This window comes from Fibrella aquatilis, assembly GCF_017353255.1.
GTDB classification, from domain to species: Bacteria; Bacteroidota; Bacteroidia; order Cytophagales; family Spirosomataceae; genus Fibrella; species Fibrella aquatilis.
Map to the genome: position 1 here is coordinate 160364 of NZ_JAFMYU010000011.1, position 20039 is coordinate 180402.

20 protein-coding genes are annotated in these 20039 nt (G+C 55.4%); 8 read left to right on the forward strand and 12 right to left on the reverse strand.

Annotation, left to right across the window (positions count from 1 at the left end; all coding sequences use genetic code 11):
• Positions 1-15: 15 nt before the first annotated feature.
• The 10 genes from J2I48_RS15035 to J2I48_RS15080 all read right to left on the reverse strand — a co-directional run bounded on the left by J2I48_RS15035 (position 16) and on the right by J2I48_RS15080 (position 9333).
• The gene (locus tag J2I48_RS15035) at positions 16-1659 is read right to left on the reverse strand and encodes an SMP-30/gluconolactonase/LRE family protein (RefSeq protein ID WP_207336288.1); all 1644 of its coding nucleotides are present in this window, start codon (positions 1657-1659) and stop codon (positions 16-18) included.
• A 1-nt stretch (position 1660) separates the two neighbouring features.
• Positions 1661-2131, reverse strand: coding sequence for a GlcG/HbpS family heme-binding protein (locus J2I48_RS15040; protein ID WP_229376266.1), 471 nt, complete (start codon positions 2129-2131; stop codon positions 1661-1663).
• A 5-nt stretch (positions 2132-2136) separates the two neighbouring features.
• Positions 2137-2688, reverse strand: coding sequence for a YHS domain-containing (seleno)protein (locus J2I48_RS15045; protein ID WP_207336290.1), 552 nt, complete (start codon positions 2686-2688; stop codon positions 2137-2139).
• 32 nt (positions 2689-2720) lie between these two features.
• The gene (locus tag J2I48_RS15050; protein ID WP_207336291.1) at positions 2721-3752 is read right to left on the reverse strand and encodes a VOC family protein; all 1032 of its coding nucleotides are present in this window, start codon (positions 3750-3752) and stop codon (positions 2721-2723) included.
• Between the two features lie 12 nt (positions 3753-3764).
• Positions 3765-5321 carry a GMC oxidoreductase gene (locus J2I48_RS15055; protein WP_207336292.1) on the reverse strand — a complete coding sequence of 519 codons (1557 nt, stop codon included), beginning with the start codon at positions 5319-5321 and terminating at the stop codon, positions 3765-3767.
• Between the two features lie 170 nt (positions 5322-5491).
• Positions 5492-5947, reverse strand: coding sequence for a hypothetical protein (locus J2I48_RS15060; protein ID WP_207336293.1), 456 nt, complete (start codon positions 5945-5947; stop codon positions 5492-5494).
• Positions 5948-6069: 122 nt separating this feature from the next.
• Positions 6070-6744, reverse strand: coding sequence for a Crp/Fnr family transcriptional regulator (locus tag J2I48_RS15065; RefSeq protein WP_207336294.1), 675 nt, complete (start codon positions 6742-6744; stop codon positions 6070-6072).
• A gap of 12 nt (positions 6745-6756) precedes the next feature.
• A complete protein-coding gene (locus J2I48_RS15070) occupies positions 6757-7455 on the reverse strand; it encodes a phosphopantothenoylcysteine decarboxylase domain-containing protein (protein ID WP_229376268.1) in 699 nt (232 codons plus the stop codon).
• A gap of 29 nt (positions 7456-7484) precedes the next feature.
• Positions 7485-8615 (reverse strand): ATP-grasp domain-containing protein, encoded by a 1131-nt coding sequence (locus J2I48_RS15075; RefSeq protein WP_207336295.1) that lies wholly within the window; start codon positions 8613-8615, stop codon positions 7485-7487.
• Positions 8602-9333 (reverse strand): NRDE family protein, encoded by a 732-nt coding sequence (locus J2I48_RS15080; protein ID WP_207336296.1) that lies wholly within the window; start codon positions 9331-9333, stop codon positions 8602-8604. The genes J2I48_RS15075 and J2I48_RS15080 overlap by 14 nt, the downstream gene beginning before the upstream one ends.
• 797 nt (positions 9334-10130) lie before the next feature.
• Between J2I48_RS15080 and J2I48_RS15085 the strand changes: the two genes are divergently transcribed.
• Positions 10131-10967, forward strand: coding sequence for an alpha/beta hydrolase (locus J2I48_RS15085; RefSeq protein WP_207336297.1), 837 nt, complete (start codon positions 10131-10133; stop codon positions 10965-10967).
• Positions 10968-11293: 326 nt separating this feature from the next.
• On the opposite strand, the gene J2I48_RS15090 is transcribed toward J2I48_RS15085, so the two are convergent.
• Together J2I48_RS15090 and J2I48_RS15095 are read right to left on the reverse strand one after the other, a co-directional pair.
• Positions 11294-12796 carry a sigma-54-dependent transcriptional regulator gene (locus J2I48_RS15090; protein ID WP_207336298.1) on the reverse strand — a complete coding sequence of 501 codons (1503 nt, stop codon included), beginning with the start codon at positions 12794-12796 and terminating at the stop codon, positions 11294-11296.
• Positions 12793-15141 carry an ATP-binding protein gene (locus J2I48_RS15095; RefSeq protein WP_207336299.1) on the reverse strand — a complete coding sequence of 783 codons (2349 nt, stop codon included), beginning with the start codon at positions 15139-15141 and terminating at the stop codon, positions 12793-12795. The genes J2I48_RS15090 and J2I48_RS15095 overlap by 4 nt, the downstream gene beginning before the upstream one ends.
• 366 nt (positions 15142-15507) lie before the next feature.
• Between J2I48_RS15095 and J2I48_RS15100 the strand changes: the two genes are divergently transcribed.
• From J2I48_RS15100 to J2I48_RS15130, 7 genes are all read left to right on the forward strand, one after another.
• The gene (locus tag J2I48_RS15100) at positions 15508-15975 is read left to right on the forward strand and encodes a YHS domain-containing (seleno)protein (RefSeq protein WP_207336300.1); all 468 of its coding nucleotides are present in this window, start codon (positions 15508-15510) and stop codon (positions 15973-15975) included.
• A gap of 35 nt (positions 15976-16010) precedes the next feature.
• Positions 16011-16460 carry a DoxX family protein gene (locus J2I48_RS15105; RefSeq protein ID WP_207336301.1) on the forward strand — a complete coding sequence of 150 codons (450 nt, stop codon included), beginning with the start codon at positions 16011-16013 and terminating at the stop codon, positions 16458-16460.
• A gap of 52 nt (positions 16461-16512) precedes the next feature.
• Positions 16513-17013 carry a DinB family protein gene (locus J2I48_RS15110; protein ID WP_207336302.1) on the forward strand — a complete coding sequence of 167 codons (501 nt, stop codon included), beginning with the start codon at positions 16513-16515 and terminating at the stop codon, positions 17011-17013.
• Positions 17014-17153: 140 nt separating this feature from the next.
• The gene (locus J2I48_RS15115) at positions 17154-17795 is read left to right on the forward strand and encodes a LysE family translocator (RefSeq protein ID WP_207336303.1); all 642 of its coding nucleotides are present in this window, start codon (positions 17154-17156) and stop codon (positions 17793-17795) included.
• 22 nt (positions 17796-17817) lie between these two features.
• Positions 17818-18672 (forward strand): alpha/beta fold hydrolase, encoded by an 855-nt coding sequence (locus tag J2I48_RS15120; protein WP_207336304.1) that lies wholly within the window; start codon positions 17818-17820, stop codon positions 18670-18672.
• A gap of 32 nt (positions 18673-18704) precedes the next feature.
• A complete protein-coding gene (locus tag J2I48_RS15125; RefSeq protein WP_207336305.1) occupies positions 18705-19157 on the forward strand; it encodes a YHS domain-containing (seleno)protein in 453 nt (150 codons plus the stop codon).
• 25 nt (positions 19158-19182) lie between these two features.
• Positions 19183-20019: a hypothetical protein gene (locus J2I48_RS15130; protein ID WP_207336306.1), complete on the forward strand. Its 837-nt coding sequence runs from the start codon at positions 19183-19185 to the stop codon at positions 20017-20019.
• Positions 20020-20039 lie beyond the last annotated feature (20 nt).

The following is a 20039-nucleotide window of genomic DNA, read 5'->3' on the forward strand; positions in this document are numbered from 1 at the left end:
TGGCTACGTGGGGAATCAGTTGCGGGCGGGCTGAGCCAGTTTGCCCCCGTTTATGGTCCTGATCTTGTATAGCCCGGTATGGGCGGTGAGGTACAGTGTTTTCCCGTCGTCGCCCCAGGCCATGTTGGCGGGGCGTTCGGGGCCAATGATCTTGCCCAGGTACATGCCCTCCGGCGAAATAACCCAGACCCCGCCCGGCCCCGACACGAACAGGTATCCCTTCACGTCGACTTTGATGCCATCGAGGGCTTCGTCATCGTCGGTTTGGTTCATGTCGAAAAAGACCTTGCCGTCGGTAAGCGTACCGTCGGGTTTCACCGCGTAGCGCCACAGCGTTTTGGTGTTGTGGATATCACGAATGTCCCAATTGGAGACGTAGAGGTAGTTTTCGTCGGGCGAAAAGGCAATGCCGTTAGGACCGCCGGGGTCGGTGGTGAGCAGATCAGTATGGTCGTTATAGATGCGGTACACTCCCGCGTAGGGGGTCTCTTTGCGCGGGTCGGCGTAGGCGTTTGGCAGGCCATAGGGTGGGTCGGTGAAATAAATAGCCCCGTTCGATTTCACCACCAAATCGTTGGGGCTGTTCAGCTTCTTCCCGGCATAATTGTTCGACAGCACCGTCATGGGGCCTTTGATTTCGTCGCGAATGATCCGACGATTACCGTGCTGACATACCAGCAGATGCCCCGACAGGTCGATGGCCAATCCATTGGAACCGGGCTGATGATAAGTGCCGATGTCGATTCCGGTGTAGCCGGTTTTGGTCATGTACACGCTGACGTTACCCATCGTGGGGTCGTACCTGTAGATGACGTTGGCGTTCGGGTCGCTGAAGAGCAGATAGCCGTCGGGGTGCCAGACGGGGCCTTCAATAAACTGAAATCCATCAGCCACTTTTTGCAGTCTGGCCGTCGGTTCAACTACCGATGTCAACTCGTTCTGCACCTGTATTACCTGCCCCAGATTGGCCCAGGCGTCGGGTACGGGCGGTTTGGCATAGACGTCCAGCGTGGCACTACGAATCCAGACGTAGTTGTCGGGTAGGTCAGCCAGTGGACCATTTGTGACCAGTATGGCCAGATCAAACGTGTCGCCGGGTTTGGCGTAGTCGGTCAGCCAGACGCGCTGCCGGGCGTTATAGCCGCCAATGACCCCGTTGGCCCGCGCCCCAAACGATTTACGGAGTTGTCCATTCACCCACACCTCGCTGTAATCGTCGGCCACCACTTCAAATAGTACCCGTGCTCCGGCCATACCAACCGTGCCGAGGGTGGTTGGCAGCGTTACCCGCAGCCGGTACCAAACGTGACTCAGCAGACCCGCGCCGCGCCGGGTCTCGAGGTCGGCAGCCGCCACCGCCTGCCAGGAAGCCCGCTCAAAAGCAGGCGTACCGTAGCGCGGTTCGAGCGCAAATGTGCCGATAAGCCTCCCGGTTGGGTAGATCGGCAACGGGTCAGTGGGCGACGGGCCGGGCGCACGCAGAGGGGCCGGGGTGATTTGGGCGTTGCAGGTGGTCCACTGCGCCCCCACCAGCCCGCAGCCTGCCGCCGTGCGCAGATCGACCACCGCCACGGGATTGCCCCACGCCAGCTCCCGAATTTCCTGCGCCAGCAACGGACAGGAAAGGGCTAAAAAAAGTGTGGCCAGTTGGTATTTCATATCAGTCAAGTTGAGTTGCCGCCCCGGCATTGGCCACGTCGGTGTCCTGATCGGCACTTTTCGTCCCGCTGACCCCGATGGCCCCAATCACCTCACCCCTATATACGATAGGAACGCCTCCCTGGAGCATTACCGGCCCCACCGTGGTAAGGGCCACGCGCCCCGTATTGATGTTGTCTTCAAAGGTTTTGGTGGTCTTTCGGAATAGTGCTGCCGTGCGGGCCTTCTGCCAGGAAACCTCTGCCGCCTGCGCAAAGGTGTTGTCCATCCGTTCGAGGTAGAGCAGGTGCCCACCCGCATCCACAATGGCGATGCTGCCACCAGGAGCCGCGTTGGTAGTGGCGAAAGCCCGGGCACTGGCCGCAATTTTCCGGCAACTTTCCTGGGTCAGCAAATACGTTGGCTTCACCTGCGCCCAGGCGGCCTGAGTAATCAACAACGTGCTGATTGTCAATAGTTTAATTGCGTTCATGGTCGTCATTTCTTGGGACCTTCAAATGAGGTAGCCGCCAGCGATTCCTGGGTTTCGCCGCTCTTGAGGATGTCGTATTTCGCCTCTTTCTGGCTCACGGTGGGCCACATTTTCTGGGCGGTTTGCAGGTTCTTTTCCGGCTTTTTCAGCCACAGTTTCAAGGCTTTGGCGTTGTGATTTACCGTCAGATGTCCGTCGATGATCTGGTGCGTCCACACCTGAATGGGCCGCAGGTTGCCTTCGGCCACGGCGATGGCGCAGAAACCACCGTAGAGCGGTGCATAGTTGGCCGGGCTGGCATCGAACAGGGTTTTGTTGGCGGCAGACGAAAACCAGTAGGTGGCTCCCTCGAACATAGACGAAAAATCGGGCTTTCCTTTCAGCGTTGAATCAGGCTGGGTGAACATCGCTACGCAATCGTAGCCTTGCAGGGCGCAGCCGTTTTTATCGAGGTTGAGCAGGTATTTTTTGTCGGCACTCCGTTGAGGCACCTGGGCCATTGCGGTACCGGTCAGCAGGCTACACATAGCCAGCAGAGCAATCAGTTTAATTTTCATAGTCAATTAGTTTACAGGTAGTTATTAATTTTTCATTCACATAGCAGGAGTACATGACCGTCGGGGTCGCGCAGAAGCAGCCCGCGCTGGGCAGGTAGACCCAGGCCGTCGAGGGGCACGATGCCTGGTGTCAGTAGTGGGTAGTGGCCGGACATCAGCCGCTGATGCAGGGCGGGCAGGTTGCTCACCAGCAGGGTAGTGTGCCAGTGCCAGAGGTCGTTCGCCCGTGAGTTGGGCGGGTAAGGCCGACCACCGGGTGGGGCCAGGTACTGCAACAGTTCGATGCCCATACCCGCGCCAGCGGTGAGGCCCGAAATGAGCAGGTGGGCACCAAACACCTGATTTAAGTGCTCCTGTTCGGGGCCGTAGTTTTCGCTGCTGCCCCCCAGCGTCAGCCCCAGCAGGTCGCGGTAAAAACCCAGCGACCGGTCGGTGTCGGCGTTGCCAATGGCGGTATGGTCGATGCCCAGAAACAAGGGCCGGCTGGGTGGGTTGCCCGGTGCAGGTTGCCAGCGCAGATGCCCCTTACCCGGTGGAAACCAGATCAGTTCGAGTACGTGCCCGTCGGGGTCTCGGAAATAAAATGCCCGTACCCCTGCCGCCGCCGTGATGTAGGCAGGTAGTGTTTGCGGCGACGACGACACATGCGCCACCTTTGCCCGCCGCAGTTGCCGATACGCACTGTCCAGATCGCTCACCACGACGGCCATGTGCTGAAACCAGCCATCGTTGCTGCGCGAATCGGCGGGTATGAGCTGTCCGGTCTCGGGGGTTTTGGGTGTAACTGGCAAAAAATCAAGCAATTCTATCGTTTCAGTGCCCAGCCGTAGCGTAGCCACTCGGGCGGTAGTACCAGCATCGAGGCCACCAAACAGGCGGGCCAGGGGTGCCGCCGCCACCATGCGGGTGCCCACCAGCACGAAGGGTAGCGTTTGGGTGTAGAACGGCAGCGCCTGATTCAGGTCCGAAACCGTAATGGTGGGGTGCAACACCCGGCAAACCACCTGTGCCTGCCCCACCGGGCTACCCAGGAGGCCCAGCCAGAGGAGTATGTATCGCCACATTGGGGTTGCCGTTTAGAGTACGTGGTTCAGCAGGTGTTCACCCACGCGCAACGCGTTGGCTGCAATAGTCAATGAGGGGTTGTAAGCCCCCGACGACGGAAAAAAGCTGCCATCGACTACATAGAGGTTGGCCAGTTCGTGAGCTTTGCAGTTGACGTCCAGCACCGACGTGGCCGGATCCAGTCCAAACCGCAGGGTACCGCATTGGTGCGATACCCCACTGATACCCAGGTCATAGCCGCCCCAGTACACCGTTCCGAAAGCAGGATCGAGCGTGCCCAGTTTTTTGAACAGGTCTTTCAGTTTTTGCTTCAACTGCCCATAGGCAAACACGTTGTTGCGTTCGCGGTGGTAGGTGAGCCGAATATGGCCGTCGGGCGTGAGCGTGACCCGGTTGTCGGGGTCGGGGAAATCTTCCGCCGTAAGCCAGAAGTCAATGCTGTGGGCCGAGAGCCAGGCGGCATCTTTGTCGGGGAAAAACGGGGTGCCCAGGCTCAGCACCGTGGCTGGGTCATTTTTGCCCATCAACTGAATTTCGCCCAGGGCGTGGGGGTTGTTTGCCGAGGGCAGGTAGTAATCGCCGATGCAGAAATACTTCTGGAACGAAGCCGTGTTGAGCTTGTCGGGGGTGAAGGCGATGAGGCAGCCGTTGAGGTGCGACATGTAGTTCCGGCCCACCTGCCCGCTGCCGTTAGCCAGCCCGTTGGGGTGCTTTTCGGTAGCCGACCGCAACAGCAGGGCTGCCGAGTTTACGGCCCCCGCCGCCACAATCACCACCCCCGTCTGGTAGGTTTTAGTCGTCCCGTTTTGTTCTACCCGCACCCCGGTCACCCGGTCGCCGGCCTCATTGGTGATGAGTCGGCTGACGAAGGCATTGGTTAGCAACTGCACGTTGGGGTACTGCAACGCAGCCCGGATACCTGTTACGTGGGCATCGGCTTTGGCTTCGGTCGGGTCGGGGAAGCCATCGAAATTACCCAGAATGGTGGGCGCATCGGGCCAGTAGGTGTTGTCCTGAGCCAGGCGCACAGCCATTGGAATCGGGAAGGGGGCCAGGCCCGTCTTGCCAACAAGGTCATACAACTCCTGGGCAAACGGTTCTACCGGAATGGCACCGAACGGATACGGCTCAGCTGCCGGTGGTTCAAAAAGATCACTTCCCCTGATGCCGTGGACGCTGAAGAGCCGCTCGGCCTGTGTATAATAGGGGGCCAGTTGGGCGTAGCTAATTGGCCAGGCGGGGGAGGTGCCGGTAGGGTGGCTGGTTTCAAGAAAGTCGGCCTCCCGGAGCCGAAAACTAGCTGCCCCATAGACCTTGCTGTTGCCTCCTACCACATAGTGCGTGAAAGGTAGAAATGGGTGTCCGTCTTTATCGTACCAGGTTTCCTGGCTACGGTAGCGGCCTTTCACCACAACCTCGTCAACGTCCCAGTTTTCTTTTTCTTTGGGAATGAAGTCGCCCCGCTCAATCAACAGGATTTTTTCGCCGGAAGGAGCCAGTTTTTGCGCGATGGTTCCACCGCCAGAACCTGTTCCAATTAGTATGACATCGTACGACTCGTGCTGCATCAGTTGGGAATAGTTAGCGTTGTTTGTTTGGCCATGTGAACTCACCGGAAAAGGCGGTGAATTCACATGGCCAAACAAACAGCTTTGCTTACTGCCCTTTTGTCGTCAACACGACACTCATCGGTAATTACGTGACCGTTTACACAACTTGTTAGTTAGGTGAACACAAACTACGCACCCACCTGTCTGAGCCACCTGTTGCTTTCAAGGTAAAAGGTGTCGATAACGTTAACGTTGGTGTCGCTCACATGCGACACCGGTAGCATAGCCCCCTGCCAGTTGGTCGCATTGCGCCATTCCCCAACCGTTAGGGCCGGAGCAACCGCGAAGTTGATTGGTTCGTCACGCCGGTAGCCAGAGAGGTAGAAATAGGGTTCGTTGCAGACAGTGTCGGCAATGGAGTAGCCCGCCCAGATAGCTGATGTCTCAGCCCCATCGGCATCTGTAACGGCGTAATACACCCCTGTATCGAAATGGTGTGGCCAAATTCTAACATCGCTGGTCCTGCCGGTTTGGGCGTTCAGCGTGGTTAGTGTCGTGTTGGCAATGGTGCGCCAGTGGGCCCATTCGGTCAGGCCTTTGGGGCGCTCGTAGGGCGTATGTAGGGCAACTGGGGGGTGCGCCAAGTGATAATTGAGTGGTTGAATGGTGGTTATGCCCCGTGGCAGGAGTTGTTTTGCCAGCCAGCGCAATGAGTTGGGCCAGGCTGTGGAGGGTTTGGTCGGCCCGATTCAGGGTGTTAGCAAGGTTACACATTGAGCAGCATGGGGTCGATAATCGTGATCTCATTGCGGTCGTAGGCCAGTTGTCCTGTACCCCTAAACTCATTGAAGAGTTCGGTGACGGCCTGCCGGTTACTGCAAATCAGCCGCGAAATGTCTTTATGTGACAGGTAGTTGGGCACCACTGCTGGGCGGTCGGGTTTCGCCTCTTTGGCCACCCATTCTTTCAAAAACAACCGAAGCCGGGTACGTACATCCTTGAACATTAGGTTCTTATACAGATTTTCCAACCGTCGAAACCGCAGGCCAATCAGCTTGGTGTACCGGATACCCAGGGTTGGGTGTTGTTGCATCACCTGCTCCATGTCGGCAGTGGCGAAACTACAGAACGTGACGTAATCAGACAGGGCCACGGTGTACTGGTTGCTGGTATGCTGGTTGAGGGTAAACTGCCCGAACAGGTCGCCGGGGCGGAGAATCTCGATCAGCTGCTCCTGCCCTTCCTGGTCTGTTTCGACCAACTTAAAAATACCCACTTTGATGGTGTAAATACGGCTTTCGTCGGCAGGTAGGTGAATAAGTGCCCCTTTCCGACTGGTTTGAAAATGGCTTAGGTAAGCCAGTTCGTCGATGGCCTCGCGCGCGAGTTCATCGAACAGATGATGGTCGTGGAGATACCAATATTTTGCTGTACTGTTCATAGTACTGTGTTGTTAGCTATGCGGTTGTAGGTGTATGAGTTGGGCACTTACCTGGTCTACGATGTCGTGAGCTACGGCCCGTTTGTCTTTCAGCCCAAAGCGGTGGATAGCCCCGTGCCGGTGTATGAGTGTAACCTGGTTGGTGTCATGCCCAAAGGCCGCTCCTATGTCATTCAGCGAATTCAGTACAATCAGGTCCAGGTTTTTACCAATCAGTTTGGCCTGTGCATTGGCCAATTCATTGTCGGTTTCCAGCGCAAAGCCGACCATGTATTGATCATCGCGTTTTTGCTGTCCCAGGCGGGCGGCAATGTCAACCGTTCGGACGAGTTCAAGTGTGAGGGTGTCGCCCTGCTTCTTGATCTTCTTATTGGCTACCGTGCCAGGCGTATAATCGGCGACGGCAGCGGCCAGTATGGTTAAGGTGGCCGTAGGAAAATAATGCAGGCAGGCCGTGTACATCTGAGCGGCGGTTTTCACCTGCACCACCTCAATGCCAGGGTGCCCAACGGTTAGTTGCGTAGGGCCGCTGACGAGCGTGACGTGGGCACCGCGTTCGGCCAGCACCTCAGCCAGGGCATAGCCCATTTTGCCCGTAGAATGGTTGCTGATGTACCGGACGGGATCAATAGCCTCTTGGGTGGGGCCAGCCGTGAGCAGCACCCGCAGGTGGGTCAGATCGGTATTGATGGGCCTAAAAAGGGAATTCATAGCCAGCATTGTTGCGCAACAGCCGCCGGTTAGGCCGCCGCTTTTTTGGTTGATTGATTTCGTTTCCATACCTGTCTGGCCTCCTGTAGGGTCATGTATGGTACGCCGCGCCGGTGATTGTCGCGGCTGATGTCGTAGAGTACCCCCCAGTGGTGAAACAGCACCCGGTAGGCTTCGCGGAGCGAAAAACCGGGCTGATAAATGTGAGCTGGCTCGGCCCCGGCTCCGTTTAGCTCCATGATGCGTATGTGCCGCCCGGCATACAAATCGGTCACGCTCCGGCAGCGCAGGTCATAGCGGCCAAAATAAAAGCCATCTATGGTGTCGCTGATCTGATCAAAGATGCGGGTGAGTTCGGGCGTGATGAGGTGGTTGGCGTTCAGAAATTTGGTGCCTTTGCAGTGGTTGCCAATGCCTACCAGGGTCATGGTTTCGCCCGGTGCCAGTACCTGATGAAACAGGTGGCCATATTGCTGCTTCAGCACGGGCAGTTGCAGAATGGCCCGCTCGTTTTGCCCAATCAGTTCTTCCACGCAATTGCGGCCATTGCCCCGGATCGTGAGAAATTCTTTCTGCACCACCGACGACACCACGCCCTGCGCCTGCCCAACCGACCGCGGCCCAGGCAGCCGATAATAAAACACACCCAGTTCCAACGGCTCATCGACGTATTCCTGAAGCAGAAAATCAATGGGCGCACTGTGGGCATACTGAATCAGTTCTTCCCACCGGTCAATCCGCTGTACGCGCCAGCCGCGTTCACCAGCGTCAGGTTTGGCAATAAGTGGGTAGGTCATATTGTTCATCGCCAGCTGCTTACGTATAGTATTGGTATCTGTCGACGCGGCCACAAACAGCGTTTTTGGTTTCCATTCATCACTGATCAGATCCAGGATAGCCCGTTTCGATTCGCCCAGCATACCACCCGTTTCGATAGAGGGGTTGGATGCCGAAAAAAAGAAGAATGACCGTGCCTTCAGCGATAGCCACAGGTAGTAGAGGGCTACGGGCGCATACACCACCGCAAACGGCCAGTATTCCCAGTGCCGGAGGCGGATGAAAAACGGACGGGTCTTTAGCCGCTGATATACTTGTGACAGGTTCCAGTTAAGGCCAAAACGGGCCATAGGAGCCGTTGCGGGGGGGCTAAGCGTTTGCATGGGTGAGCAACGGGTTTGGGTGCTGGCTAAGGTGTTTCGTAAAATCCTGGTAGATCATCTGGCCCGGCACGGCCCGGTTGGCGTTGTAGTCGATACTCGTGAGGCTGATGGTTTGTAGGGTGCCCGCCCGGCTCATGAGCAGGCTGGTAGCAGGGTCGCCGTCGCCGGCTGTCTGGTGAAACCGGCGCACGTCGGCCACAGTGGGGGTAGCTTGGGTAGCGCACCAGTTAGCAAACCAGCGTTCCCGCTTTTGCTGCATGAGGGGGTCATAGAGCGTCACCGACGACCAGATATGGGGCTGGTTGGCATCGGGTTTCTCCACGAACCGCTGCACACCAGTCCAGCGGATGACCAGCAGTTTTCCTGCCTCGACCACCAGCAGCGTAAACGGCTCGATACCGGCAAAGGGATAGGAAAGCACAAACGCCGCTGCCGACGAATAGCCTAGAAAATGCGGGATCACCAACCCCCGGCTGTGTTTGTAGAAAGGCTGCTTTTGGTGGGCAGTGAAGGCCCCGTTGAGCAGGCAAACTACCGTGTTGTTGGTAGAGGCTATCCAGGTGCCACCACCCTGAGGGTCAACCGGGTACGTTACGGCACGACCACCGATATACTGGGTACGTGGGGGGAGCGCCGCGGGCCGAACCGACTGCTCGTCGCGGCTGTGGGTCAGGATAAAGCGGTCCGGGCTAAGGGGTATGTAGGTAGCGGTACACATGCTGTAGTCGTTTGGGTATCAGGGCATAGTCAAGACCCGTACCAAACAGTATTATCCCTTCAACTCACTGAAAGTGAACAGTGTAGCCCTAACTCGTACGACCAGTACCTGCCAGTCAATTTACGATATATCGTAAGGCTCACTATAAATCGTAACAGCGTCAGCAACACAGTTCTATCAGCCATTACGTCAATTCGGTACCAAAGGAGTGCAGCATCTGCAACGCTGATGCTATTACGGCTTCTGAATACCCAAGAGCGGCACCTAGTCGCAGGTCGGGATTGTGAACTGTACCCTACCGATTGGTTGTCTGTTTTTTGTTACATTGACGACACAAAGGTTGCCGGTCTCGTTGCCCCATGACATGACCATTTCGCCCGACTATGCTTTGTCAAGGTGCCCCAACTTAAATGAACAAGTGCCATCGTTGCCAAATCCGCTCAAACGGCAAGCGGTTGCCGCACATGTACGTCAGGGAGCGATTCACCCAATTGAGTGTAGCCAGTTATAGTTAGAGAGCAGCAAGAGGCTAACAACGATCAATCACGATAAGGTACTGATTAAACTTACAATAGTATAATTAAGTATAAGAAGCACGACAAAACTTTCGTATATTCAGGAGTTAGCTGCCATTTTTGACGACCACCCAAATTGACCCAGAATATAAAAAAGAAGCCTCAAATCATAATTTGACACTTCAAAAGTATTATTTGAGACCTTTTTAAAAATCAAAAATGATCAGCTTTGCCATAAAATATTTAAATCCATTTCATAATGTCTAAAACAAGTGTACTACTATGAAAAATCAACTTTTTATACTTTTTCTAATCACTAATCTTTCTTTTTCGCCAAATTCTTTAAGAGCACAAAGAATTGATAGTAAAATATTAAAGAGTGGAAAGATAGAAACTATCCATTCAAAAGTTTTAAACCAAAAGCGAAAACTTTTTATATATAAACCTCAGTTAGACATTTTTTCTGAGGCATCACTTCCAGTATTATATATGATGGATGGTGAAAATATTGGAATGGTTGCTAGTATAGTTGACTCTTCAATTAGTAAAGGCGACTTCCCACCAATGATTATTGTAGGCATTGCAAATTATAAAGATGAAAGAACCAACGACTTAACACCTATTCTCCTTGCTACAAACAATTCTTTAGGTGCAACAAAATCAGGTGGTGGTAAGCTTTTTTTAAAATTCATAAAAGATGAAGTAATACCTTTTATGAATAAAGAGTATAAAACAACAAATGAAAAAATACTATTTGGACACTCGCTTGGAGGTTTAATGTCTGTCTATTGTTTATTAACGTACCCTGAATTATTTAATGATTACATAGCAGTTAGCCCATCTTTATGGTTGGAAAATGACTATATAATACAAGAAGCAGAGGCTCTATTTAAAATCAAAAATTATACAAACAAAAATATTTTTATAAGTGATGGAACAGAAGATCCAAATTTTAAAGTCGTACAAAAGTTTGATTCTTTGCTACAAAAGAACAAGCAATCGGGATTAAAGCATAAATACACCTCTTACAAAAATGAAACACACAATTCTCAATTAGTTAAAGCAATACCAGACGGCATAAGATTTATAATTGAAAAATGGAAATTACCAAAAAATTGAAAACATTAGAATAAAAACGGCAGCTAACATTAGGTTTGGCGTTATTGGGGCTTGACGAATATCGCCTCAACATTTGTTCTTGATTTAGCTTCAGTTCGGGCTGGACGTTATAAATTTGGCTTATGAATAAAACATCAGCAATATTGCAATCATTGGGCTTCAGTTATGGGCTGATGGAGTGCTAATTCCCCAACAAACGCCAAGCCTTTTTCGTTGTTTAATCAGTGATAAATAACCTGCCTTTTGTTAGCAATAAAAAGGCAGTATACTACCCCAGATCTACCTCTCTTAACGGCTGAACCGCTTTTCAAAGCTTGTCTTCCCGCTTACGGTTTCTGGATGCCCAGCTTTTTCATGCGCGAATCCAGCGTGGTGGGGATCATGTTCAGGATTTTGGCCGCGCCGTTTTCGCCGCTCACTTTCCAGCGGGTGTGTTCTAGCACGGCGATGATGTGCGCCCGTTCGCATTCCTCCATGGTGATGAGGCCGAGCGAGGCTCCCTTTTTTGGCCCGGTGGTTTTCCGCCCAATCCAGCCACCCAGTTCCAGCTTCCGGCCCGGCGACATGATCAGCGACCGCTCGACAACGTTTTCCAGTTCTCGGATGTTGCCCGGCCAATCGTAGGCCGCCATGGTAGCCAGCACGTCGGCCGGGATCACGTCGATCTGCCGCCCCATGCCGGGGCCGTGTTTCTGGCAGAAGTGCCTGACCAACAGGGGAATATCTTCTTTTCGTTCGCGCAGGGGCAGGCTGGCGATGGGGAATACGTTGAGCCGGTAATACAAATCTTCGCGGAAACGGCCCTGCTCAATCTCGGCTTCGAGATCGCGGTTGGTGGCGGCAATCACCCGCACGTTCACCTTCAGGGTTTTGGTGCCGCCCACCCGCTCAAATTCCCCTTCCTGCAACACCCGCAGTAGCTTTGGTTGCAGGTCGATGGGCATTTCGCCAATTTCGTCCAGGAAAATCGTGCCGCCATCGGCCAATTCGAAGCGACCTGTTTTTTGGTTTGTAGCACCGGTAAACGCCCCCTTTTCGTGCCCGAACAGCTCACTCTCGATGAGCGTGGCGGGCAGGGCCGCGCAGTTCACTTTCACCAGCGAACGGGTCTTGCGGCCACTGCGGTTATGCACCGCCCGCGCCAGCAGTTCCTTGCCCGTGCCCGATTCACCTAAAATCAACACCGACGTGTTGGTGGGCGCTACCTGCTCTACCTGCCGCAGCACCCGCCCGAAGGCCTTGCTCTGGCTCACGATGTCGTCGAAACTACCCAGCTGCTGAATTTCTTCGCGCAGGTACGTATTCTCGGCCTGTAGCTGGTTTTTTAGTTTTTCTACCTCCGCCAGCGCTTTGGTGAGGGCTTCGGTCCGCTCGGCCACGCGCTGTTCCAGGTCGGCGTTGAGGGTTTCAAGTTCTCGTTGCAGCCCGCGCAGGGTCAGGTGTGTGTCTATCCGGGCCAGCACTTCGGGCAACTGAAACGGCTTGGTGATGTAGTCTACGGCCCCCATGTTGAAGCCATTGATTTTGTCGATGGTGTCGGAAAGGGCGGTCATAAACAACACCGGAATGGCCCGCGTGGTGTCGAGTTGTTTGAGGCGGCGGCAGGTTTCAAAGCCATCCATGCCGGGCATCATCACGTCGAGCAAAATCAGGTCGGGTTGGGCAAACTGAGCCTGCTCGATGGCGCTTTTCCCGTCGCGGGCCACCAGCACTTTGTAATTGAACCGGATGAGCGTTTCGTACAACACGCTGATGTTGTTGGGCATGTCGTCAACGATCAGAATGGTGCGAGCGGGCCGGTCAGGCGCGTCGTCAGAGAGGGTGGTCATACGGTTCGGAGGCAGGCTTGGAGGTATTTTTTAATGGCGCGTGTGTCGAACTCGCCCGCCGACTGACGGATGGTTCTGGCAAATTGGCCGTAATATAACTGGCCACGTTCCAGTTCATCTACCTGACCCATAATGCCCTGAATATCACCCATTCGGGCCAGGTCATAGAGGCCTTCCAGCTGGGCACGGTCGGGTAGTTGGCCGGTGGCCCCGTCGGCATCGTCAGAGACCAGTGGGGGTGGCAGCAGAGCATCGCTTCCCGACTGTGTTTGCCAGGTGAGCTGGAGGCTGTTGCCTATTTTGGCCAGCAGCAGATCGAGGTCTACGGGTTTGGGCACAAAATCGTCGAAACCGGCCTGTTGGCTTTGCTGCCGGTCCTGCTCAAACACGCGGGCCGAAAACGCAAACACGGGCGTAGTGGCCAGGGCGACACTGGCCCGTAGTTGGCGGAGTGCCTCAAAACCGTTGAGATAGGGCATGACCAGGTCGAGCAAAATCAGGTCGGGGGTATGCAGCATGGCCTGCTCAACGGCCTCCCGGCCATTTTTAGCCTCGATCACCCGGAAGCCCAGCGGCGTGAGCAGGTTAACTACTACCGAACAGTTTTCCCAGCCATCGTCGGCCACGAGCACTGTTTTTCGAGGGCCTTCGTACCCAATTACAAACTGCCCCGACCGGGCTACCGGGTAGGTGGTGGGGTGAATAACGGCTTCGGGCAGGCCCAGCGACAGCCTGAACTGTGTGCCCCGCCCCGACTGACTGGCCACGTAGAGATCGCCGTTCATGAGCCGCACCAGTTGGTCGGTGATGGATAGACCCAGGCCCGTACCTTCCACAAAATCAGACGATTCGCGGATTTGCTGAAAGGGCAGAAAGATGTTGGCCAGTTGGTCATGCTCAATACCTACGCCCGTATCCTCGATCAGAAACCGGATGGTATGGTCGGCGGTTTTTTGGCCAGAAACCGCCGACTGATTGGGCGCCCGCTCGACCTGGAACGTGATCGTGCCCGATGGTGTGAACTTCACGGCGTTTCCCAGCAGGTTGAGCAGCACCTGCCGCAGTTTGCGCTCGTCGCCGGTGACCCAAACGGGCAGGTTGTCGGCCAGTTGCACGTCGAATTGCAGGCCTTTTTGCTCCGCCCGGACGTGGGTCTGCTGGCTAACATGGTGCAGCAGGTCGGCCAGCGAATAGACCTCGGCGAGCACCTCCATCTTCCGTGCTTCGATCTTCGAGAGGTCCAGCACGTCGTTGATCAGCGAGAGCAGGCTCTCGGCGCAATCGTGCATGATGGTTACGCCTTTCTGCTGACTAGTAGTGAGTTGTGCGTCGCGTTTGAACAATTGGGTATAGCCCAGAATGCCGTTGAGGGGGGTGCGCAGTTCGTGGCTCATGGTGGCCAGAAAATCGCTTTTGGCGCGGTTGGCGGCTTCGGCTTCGGCGGTGGCGGTGGCTAGCTCGCGGGTGCGGGCCACCACAGTGGCTTCCAGCTGATTCTGGATCTGTAACAGCCGCTCTTCGGCCACCTTCCGCCCAATTTCGGCACCCGACCGCGCCGCCAGCACTCGCAGAATGCCGATGTACTTGTGGTGGTCGGTCATGGGGCGCGAATCGAGGATGGCGAGGTGCCCAATCAGTTCACCAGCCTTGTCGTGGATGGGTACGCCCAGGTACGATTCGAGGCCTTTCTCGCGGCTAAAATTCTGTTCCAGGTCGGTAGGGCAGTAGAACTCCCGGTCGTGCATGACAAGGTTGCAGGGGGTGTCGGTGAGATCATACTCGATGTTTTCCCGCAGGGTTTCGTGTTGCCCAAAGGCCAGAGTTCGCACCCGCGTTTTTTCGACGTTGGTGCATTCGGTCACTATCGCGTATTCCACATGCAGCGCCGCCGTTAGCTGTTGTACCAGCGACTGAAAAAAGTCGATGCCCACGTCGGAGGCCGTGCCTTCCGAGATCCGGCGCAGCGTATCGTCGAGCTGCGACCGCTCGGTTACGTCGCGTACGAAGCAGCAAAGAAAATCCTGTTCGTCGAGCCGTACGAAGTTCATGCCCACTTCGGCCTGCCGCACGGAGCCATCCCGCCGCCGCTGCTTCACGTCGACCGTTAAGGTGGTGAACTGCTGAAGGTTACGCCACAACTGGCCGTAGCGGTCGGGGGTATAGTCTGGATGTATGGTGCTGAATGTCAGGCCGTTCAGCTGTGTTGGTTCGTAGCCCAGTTGTTGACAGGCCGCCGCGTTGGCCCGGTTCAACTGCCCCGACTGGTGGAAGAGCAGGATGGGTTCGAGCGCATTTTCGACGGTAAAATGCGACAATCGGAGTACGCGTTCAGGAATGGCGGTCATAGTAGCAGGGGTAGCGGGCGCGTGGTGGCTCTACCAGACGCTGTGCAAATTAGAGTCCCGATATTGCCCGAAACCCAAAAACGGGTGCTGGGTGGCCACAAGAGCCTTTTAAACCCAACCACCTAGCTGTCAGCCGCGTATCCGTTCGGATTCCGTATCGGTCATTTCGGAATTATTACGAAATGTCGGGAATTTATCCGGCTGGCACACCATCTGGCCCAGCGTATTCTGACCAGATTATTGGCTTTACAAGCCCAGAAACGGCTTTTCCGGGCAATTACCATTGGCTGGAATGGTATTTGGCAATGGTGTTGGCATACCGGCAGGCTATCCTGCTGCACAATGAACCAACAACCAACCAAACCAATGAAAACCCTCATTCTCTTTTCCCTGCTGGGCCTGTCTGTCGCCACGGCAACTGCCCAACAAGCCCCGGCGGTTCGTAAACAACAGTTTAACCTCGATAACGGACTGGCCCTTCAGGGCTACGACGCCGTAGCTTATTTCACCCAGAACAAAGCCGTCAAAGGCTCGACGGCTAATGTGTACGTATACAAGAACGTCACGTACCGGTTTGCTTCGGCGGCTAATCTGGCAACCTTCAAAGCAAACCCCGACACCTACGAACCGCAGTATGGCGGCTGGTGCGCCTACGCCATGGGTGCCAACGGCGAGAAGGTGGAAGTAGACCCCGAAACGTTCAAAATCAGTGATGGCAAGCTGTTTTTGTTCTACCACAGCTTCATCAACAATACCCTGACGAAGTGGAATAAAGACGAACCAAACCTGCACAAAAAAGCTGACGCCAGCTGGGCCAAATTCACCCAATCCTAATCTGTTCACCCCTTTTCAAAACACAGATATCAATCATGAAAAAGTCATTCATTTACCTGCTTTGGGCTGCTCGTCTGGTAGCCGCCATCATCATGCTTCAGACCCTGTATTTCAAGTTTCTGGGTCAGCCGGAGTCGATCTACATCTTCACCAAACTGGGCGTTGAACCCTGGGGGCGCATTGGGTCGGGCGTGGTTGAATTAATTGCCTCTACGCTCATTCTGATTCCCCGTACCAGTTGGATTGGGGCGTTTGTTGGCCTGGGCGTTATGGGTGGGGCTATCCTGTCGCACCTCACCATTCTGGGTATCGACATCCTGGGCGATGGTGGGTATCTGTTCGGGCTGGCCGTGGCGGTGGCCGCAAGTTGCCTGGTCATCATCCGCCTGACGCGCTACGAATGGGGAGCAATCGTCTACCACCTGTTACAGCGCCTGTCGGGCAACAAACCTGCCAACGAGCTACCTGCCCGCCGGGTGATGTAGCTCCTGCGTAAACCTGCCCACAACCTTTCAATTAACCGAACATCAGTTTATTATGACGCTTAAATCTGCCAGTACCGACATTCTTATGCAGCTTGCCGAAGTGGTTGGTCAACTTACCAACGAGGCCTACGCACAACCCCTGCCCGTGCTGTCGGGTAACACCATCGGCAAGCACGTGCGGCATATTCTGGAGTTTTATGCCCTGCTTATGAGCGGTGCCCAAACCGGGATTCTCAACTACGACCGGCGGCAGCGCGACCTGCGCCTTGAAGTAGACACCGACGAGGCCCTGCGCCGTATCGGGAGCCTCGACCGGGCTACGCACAAACTCAACCTGGAGCAACCGCTCGACCTGGAAACAGACCTGTCGGCGGGGGGTGGACAAACCATTGTGTTGCCTTCGTCGGTTGCCCGTGAGCTACTGTATAACATCGAACACGCCATTCACCACATGGCCCTGATTCAGGTGGCGGTAACTAGCGATTTCCCAGCGGTAGAATTGCCCCCTCATTTCGGCGTGGCCTATTCCACGGTAGCTCACCAGACGCAATGAGAAGCAAGAAGTGAGAGGCAAGAGGTGAGAAGCAAGAGGCAAGAAGCAAGAGCCAAGTCGGCTCACGACTGTTTCCCACCTGACTCTCCTCGCTTGCCTCTTGCTTCTCACTTCTTGCCTCTCACTTCTTGCTTCTTTTTATGTTCCAGCTTTTCGCTACCGTTAGCCTCATCAGTTTTGTCGGGTCTATTCATCCCGGCTCCGTCAATCTGGCGGTGGTGCAGGCCACACTAAGCCAAAACAGGCGGGCGGGGCTGTGGCTGGCCCTGGGGGGTAGCCTGCCCGAAATCGCCTACAGCAGTCTGGCGGCGGGCGGGCTGATGCTCCTGCCCACGCAGGCCAACTGGGTGTCGTGGCTGGCCTACGTACCTATTCCGGTGTTGCTGCTGGTGGGTATTGCCTCACTTCGGCAGCAAGCCGGGGTGGCGGTGCAGGTTGCGCCCACGGGCCATGCTCTACCGTTCTGGCGGGGGGTAGCCCTGGCCGGTACCAACCCGCAGCTGCTGCCCTTCTGGTCGGCGGTGTGGCTGTATCTGAGCGGGGCCACGGCGGGCAACCGGCTGCTGTTAGCCCACAGCCCGCACCTGAGTCAGGTGGTGTTTGCGGTGGGTACGGCGGCGGGGGCATTTGTGCTGCTACTGGCCTACGCCTGGCTCGCCGACGTGCAGCGGCACCGCATTGTCAGATACCTCAACAGCCGGTGGATCAACCGTGCAACGGGCTGGTGCTTTATTGGCATGGCCGTCTGGCAACTGCTTCGGCTGGTTGTTTTTTCTTCGTAAGAATCTATAAATTAAGTAGTTAATGCACTTCCGCTGGCGAAGAATCTGGCTACTGCTCCTGCCCCTGGTGGCGTTGTTGCCGCAATGTGTGTCTATACGCATGTCTGACCGGAAGGTTACGGACTACTTTGCCAACAAGCGTGTGAAGCCGGTTTTCGAGACCATCAAACAGGGTGAACATAGCCTTCACGTTGCCCGGATTGGGGCCGACACATTGCCGATGGTGCTGTTCATTCACGGGTCGCCGGGGTCATGGGATGCGTTTATCGACTTCTTCGCCGACTCCACGCTCTACAGCCGGGCGCAGTTGGTGGCCGTTGACAGACCGGGTTTTGGCAAGTCGGAGTTGGGCAAAGCGGAGCCGTCACTACAAGTACAGGCGGCTCGCATTGCTCCGGTACTACAGCGTGCCAAAGCCCGCCTGAAGCCTATTCTGGTGGGGCATTCGCTGGGTGGTCCCGTGGCGGCCCGACTGGCAATGGACTACCCCAATCTGGTGGGTGGGCTGATTCTGGTGGCTCCTTCTATTGATCCGGCCCTGGAAAAACAGGAGTGGTACCGCCCTGTTGGCAATGCGTTTCCTATCCGCTACTGGCTACCCACCGAACTGGCCGTCAGCAACCGGGAAATTCTCACGCTTAAAGGCGAACTGGAACAGATGAGGCCACTATGGCCCGGCATTAGGGTGCCGGTAATCATCATTCAGGGCGAAGATGATCCGCTGGTGCCACCGGGCAATGCTGCGTTTGCCAAACAGATGCTGACTAACGCGCCCGTAACCGTGCAGATGATTCCGAAGATGAACCATTTCATTCCCTGGCGTCGGCCCGATCTAATCCACGATGCCATCCTGACATGGTTATCACCAAGCCAGTAACTATCAAACAAACAATTAAAAGTCAATTGCTTATGAAAACGATGATCCTGCGTATCTGCTTCTTTTTCCTGCTGGCAATCCCCTCGGCATTCGCTCAGCAATCGCCCGTATTTACCACGGGCGGGAAGGCCATTCAGGGCTACGACCCCGTGGCCTACTTCACCGACGGTAAGCCCGTACAGGGCGACCCGACCCTGACGGCCACCTACGACGGCGCGACCTGGCAGTTTGCTTCCGCCAAAAACCGCGACACCTTCATCGCCGACCCCGCCCGGTACGCCCCGCAGTATGGCGGCTACTGCGCCTATGGTACGTCTGAAGGCCACAAAGCTCCCACCGAAGCCGACGCTTTCACCATCGACAACGGCAAGCTGTACCTGAACTACAATACGAAAGTCCGCACGATGTGGAACAAAGACCGCGCCGACCGTATCCGGAAAGCCGATGCCAACTGGCCTGCCATTAAAGACAAAGACACCCAGTAACCAACCCATTTAACCCACCTCGCCCATGCGCCATTCACTGCCTTTTCTGCTACTATTCGTTCTGTTGCCTTCGCTTACCTTCGCGGGTGGTCCCTGGATTCGGGGGTTTCGCAAGGGGTTTCTCCAAATCGGCTACTCTGGCCTTTACTATGACGGCGTTTATGGCCCTACCGGCCTGGAAACGCCCGTTTTTAGATCTACCAGCGACGTAACGCTGCAACTCTACGGCGAATACGGCCTGGGTAAAGGCTGGGAAATTCGGGGCGTGTTGCCCTACAAACTGCTGCAAACCGGCAGCAGTACCAACACGTTGGCCAACCCGACACCCGCCGGTACGCTGTCGGGGGTGGGCAATATCGGGCTGGGGCTGAAACGGGCTGTGCTGGCTGGGGCCGTGAGCGTGGGCGTCGACGTGCTGGCCAATACGTTTACCAACAACGACCGGCTGGGGCTACGCACGGGCTACGAAGGCTGGACCGTACTACCTTACGTCTCGGTGGGGGCAGGCGGGAGCCGTACCTATTATTTTGCCGAAGTAGGCTATGGCTTCATGACACAGAACTACAGCAACTACCTGAAACTGAACGGTGAGTTCGGCTATAAACTGCACCCCCGCCTGTGGGTAGCTGGTACGCTCGACTTCCGGTTACCCGCCAAGAACGGTCCGTTTTTCAATACCGAGGCCTACCAGTTCACGGCAGCCTACCTCAACAACCAGCGTTTTCTGGGGGCGGGTATCAAAGCAGCTTACGACATCGTGCCTGATAAAGTTGGACTGACGGCCAGCGTGATTGGGGCGTTGGCGGGCGAAAACGTGCCTTTTGCACGGTCCTACAATGCGGGTGTTTTTATTAAATGGTAAATCTGCAATAGGTTATTAAT

Coding starts and splice junctions, on each gene's coding strand:
- J2I48_RS15035 (WP_207336288.1), bottom strand. CDS start 1,659: ATGAAATACCAACTGGCCACACTTTTTTTAGCCCTTTCCTGTCCGTTG.
- J2I48_RS15040 (WP_229376266.1), bottom strand. CDS start 2,131: ATGAACGCAATTAAACTATTGACAATCAGCACGTTGTTGATTACTCAG.
- J2I48_RS15045 (WP_207336290.1), bottom strand. CDS start 2,688: ATGAAAATTAAACTGATTGCTCTGCTGGCTATGTGTAGCCTGCTGACC.
- J2I48_RS15050 (WP_207336291.1), bottom strand. CDS start 3,752: ATGTGGCGATACATACTCCTCTGGCTGGGCCTCCTGGGTAGCCCGGTG.
- J2I48_RS15055 (WP_207336292.1), bottom strand. CDS start 5,321: ATGCAGCACGAGTCGTACGATGTCATACTAATTGGAACAGGTTCTGGC.
- J2I48_RS15065 (WP_207336294.1), bottom strand. CDS start 6,744: ATGAACAGTACAGCAAAATATTGGTATCTCCACGACCATCATCTGTTC.
- J2I48_RS15070 (WP_229376268.1), bottom strand. CDS start 7,455: ATGAATTCCCTTTTTAGGCCCATCAATACCGATCTGACCCACCTGCGG.
- J2I48_RS15075 (WP_207336295.1), bottom strand. CDS start 8,615: ATGCAAACGCTTAGCCCCCCCGCAACGGCTCCTATGGCCCGTTTTGGC.
- J2I48_RS15080 (WP_207336296.1), bottom strand. CDS start 9,333: ATGTGTACCGCTACCTACATACCCCTTAGCCCGGACCGCTTTATCCTG.
- J2I48_RS15085 (WP_207336297.1), top strand. CDS start 10,131: ATGAAAAATCAACTTTTTATACTTTTTCTAATCACTAATCTTTCTTTT.
- J2I48_RS15090 (WP_207336298.1), bottom strand. CDS start 12,796: ATGACCACCCTCTCTGACGACGCGCCTGACCGGCCCGCTCGCACCATT.
- J2I48_RS15095 (WP_207336299.1), bottom strand. CDS start 15,141: ATGACCGCCATTCCTGAACGCGTACTCCGATTGTCGCATTTTACCGTC.
- J2I48_RS15100 (WP_207336300.1), top strand. CDS start 15,508: ATGAAAACCCTCATTCTCTTTTCCCTGCTGGGCCTGTCTGTCGCCACG.
- J2I48_RS15105 (WP_207336301.1), top strand. CDS start 16,011: ATGAAAAAGTCATTCATTTACCTGCTTTGGGCTGCTCGTCTGGTAGCC.
- J2I48_RS15110 (WP_207336302.1), top strand. CDS start 16,513: ATGACGCTTAAATCTGCCAGTACCGACATTCTTATGCAGCTTGCCGAA.
- J2I48_RS15115 (WP_207336303.1), top strand. CDS start 17,154: ATGTTCCAGCTTTTCGCTACCGTTAGCCTCATCAGTTTTGTCGGGTCT.
- J2I48_RS15120 (WP_207336304.1), top strand. CDS start 17,818: ATGCACTTCCGCTGGCGAAGAATCTGGCTACTGCTCCTGCCCCTGGTG.
- J2I48_RS15125 (WP_207336305.1), top strand. CDS start 18,705: ATGAAAACGATGATCCTGCGTATCTGCTTCTTTTTCCTGCTGGCAATC.
- J2I48_RS15130 (WP_207336306.1), top strand. CDS start 19,183: ATGCGCCATTCACTGCCTTTTCTGCTACTATTCGTTCTGTTGCCTTCG.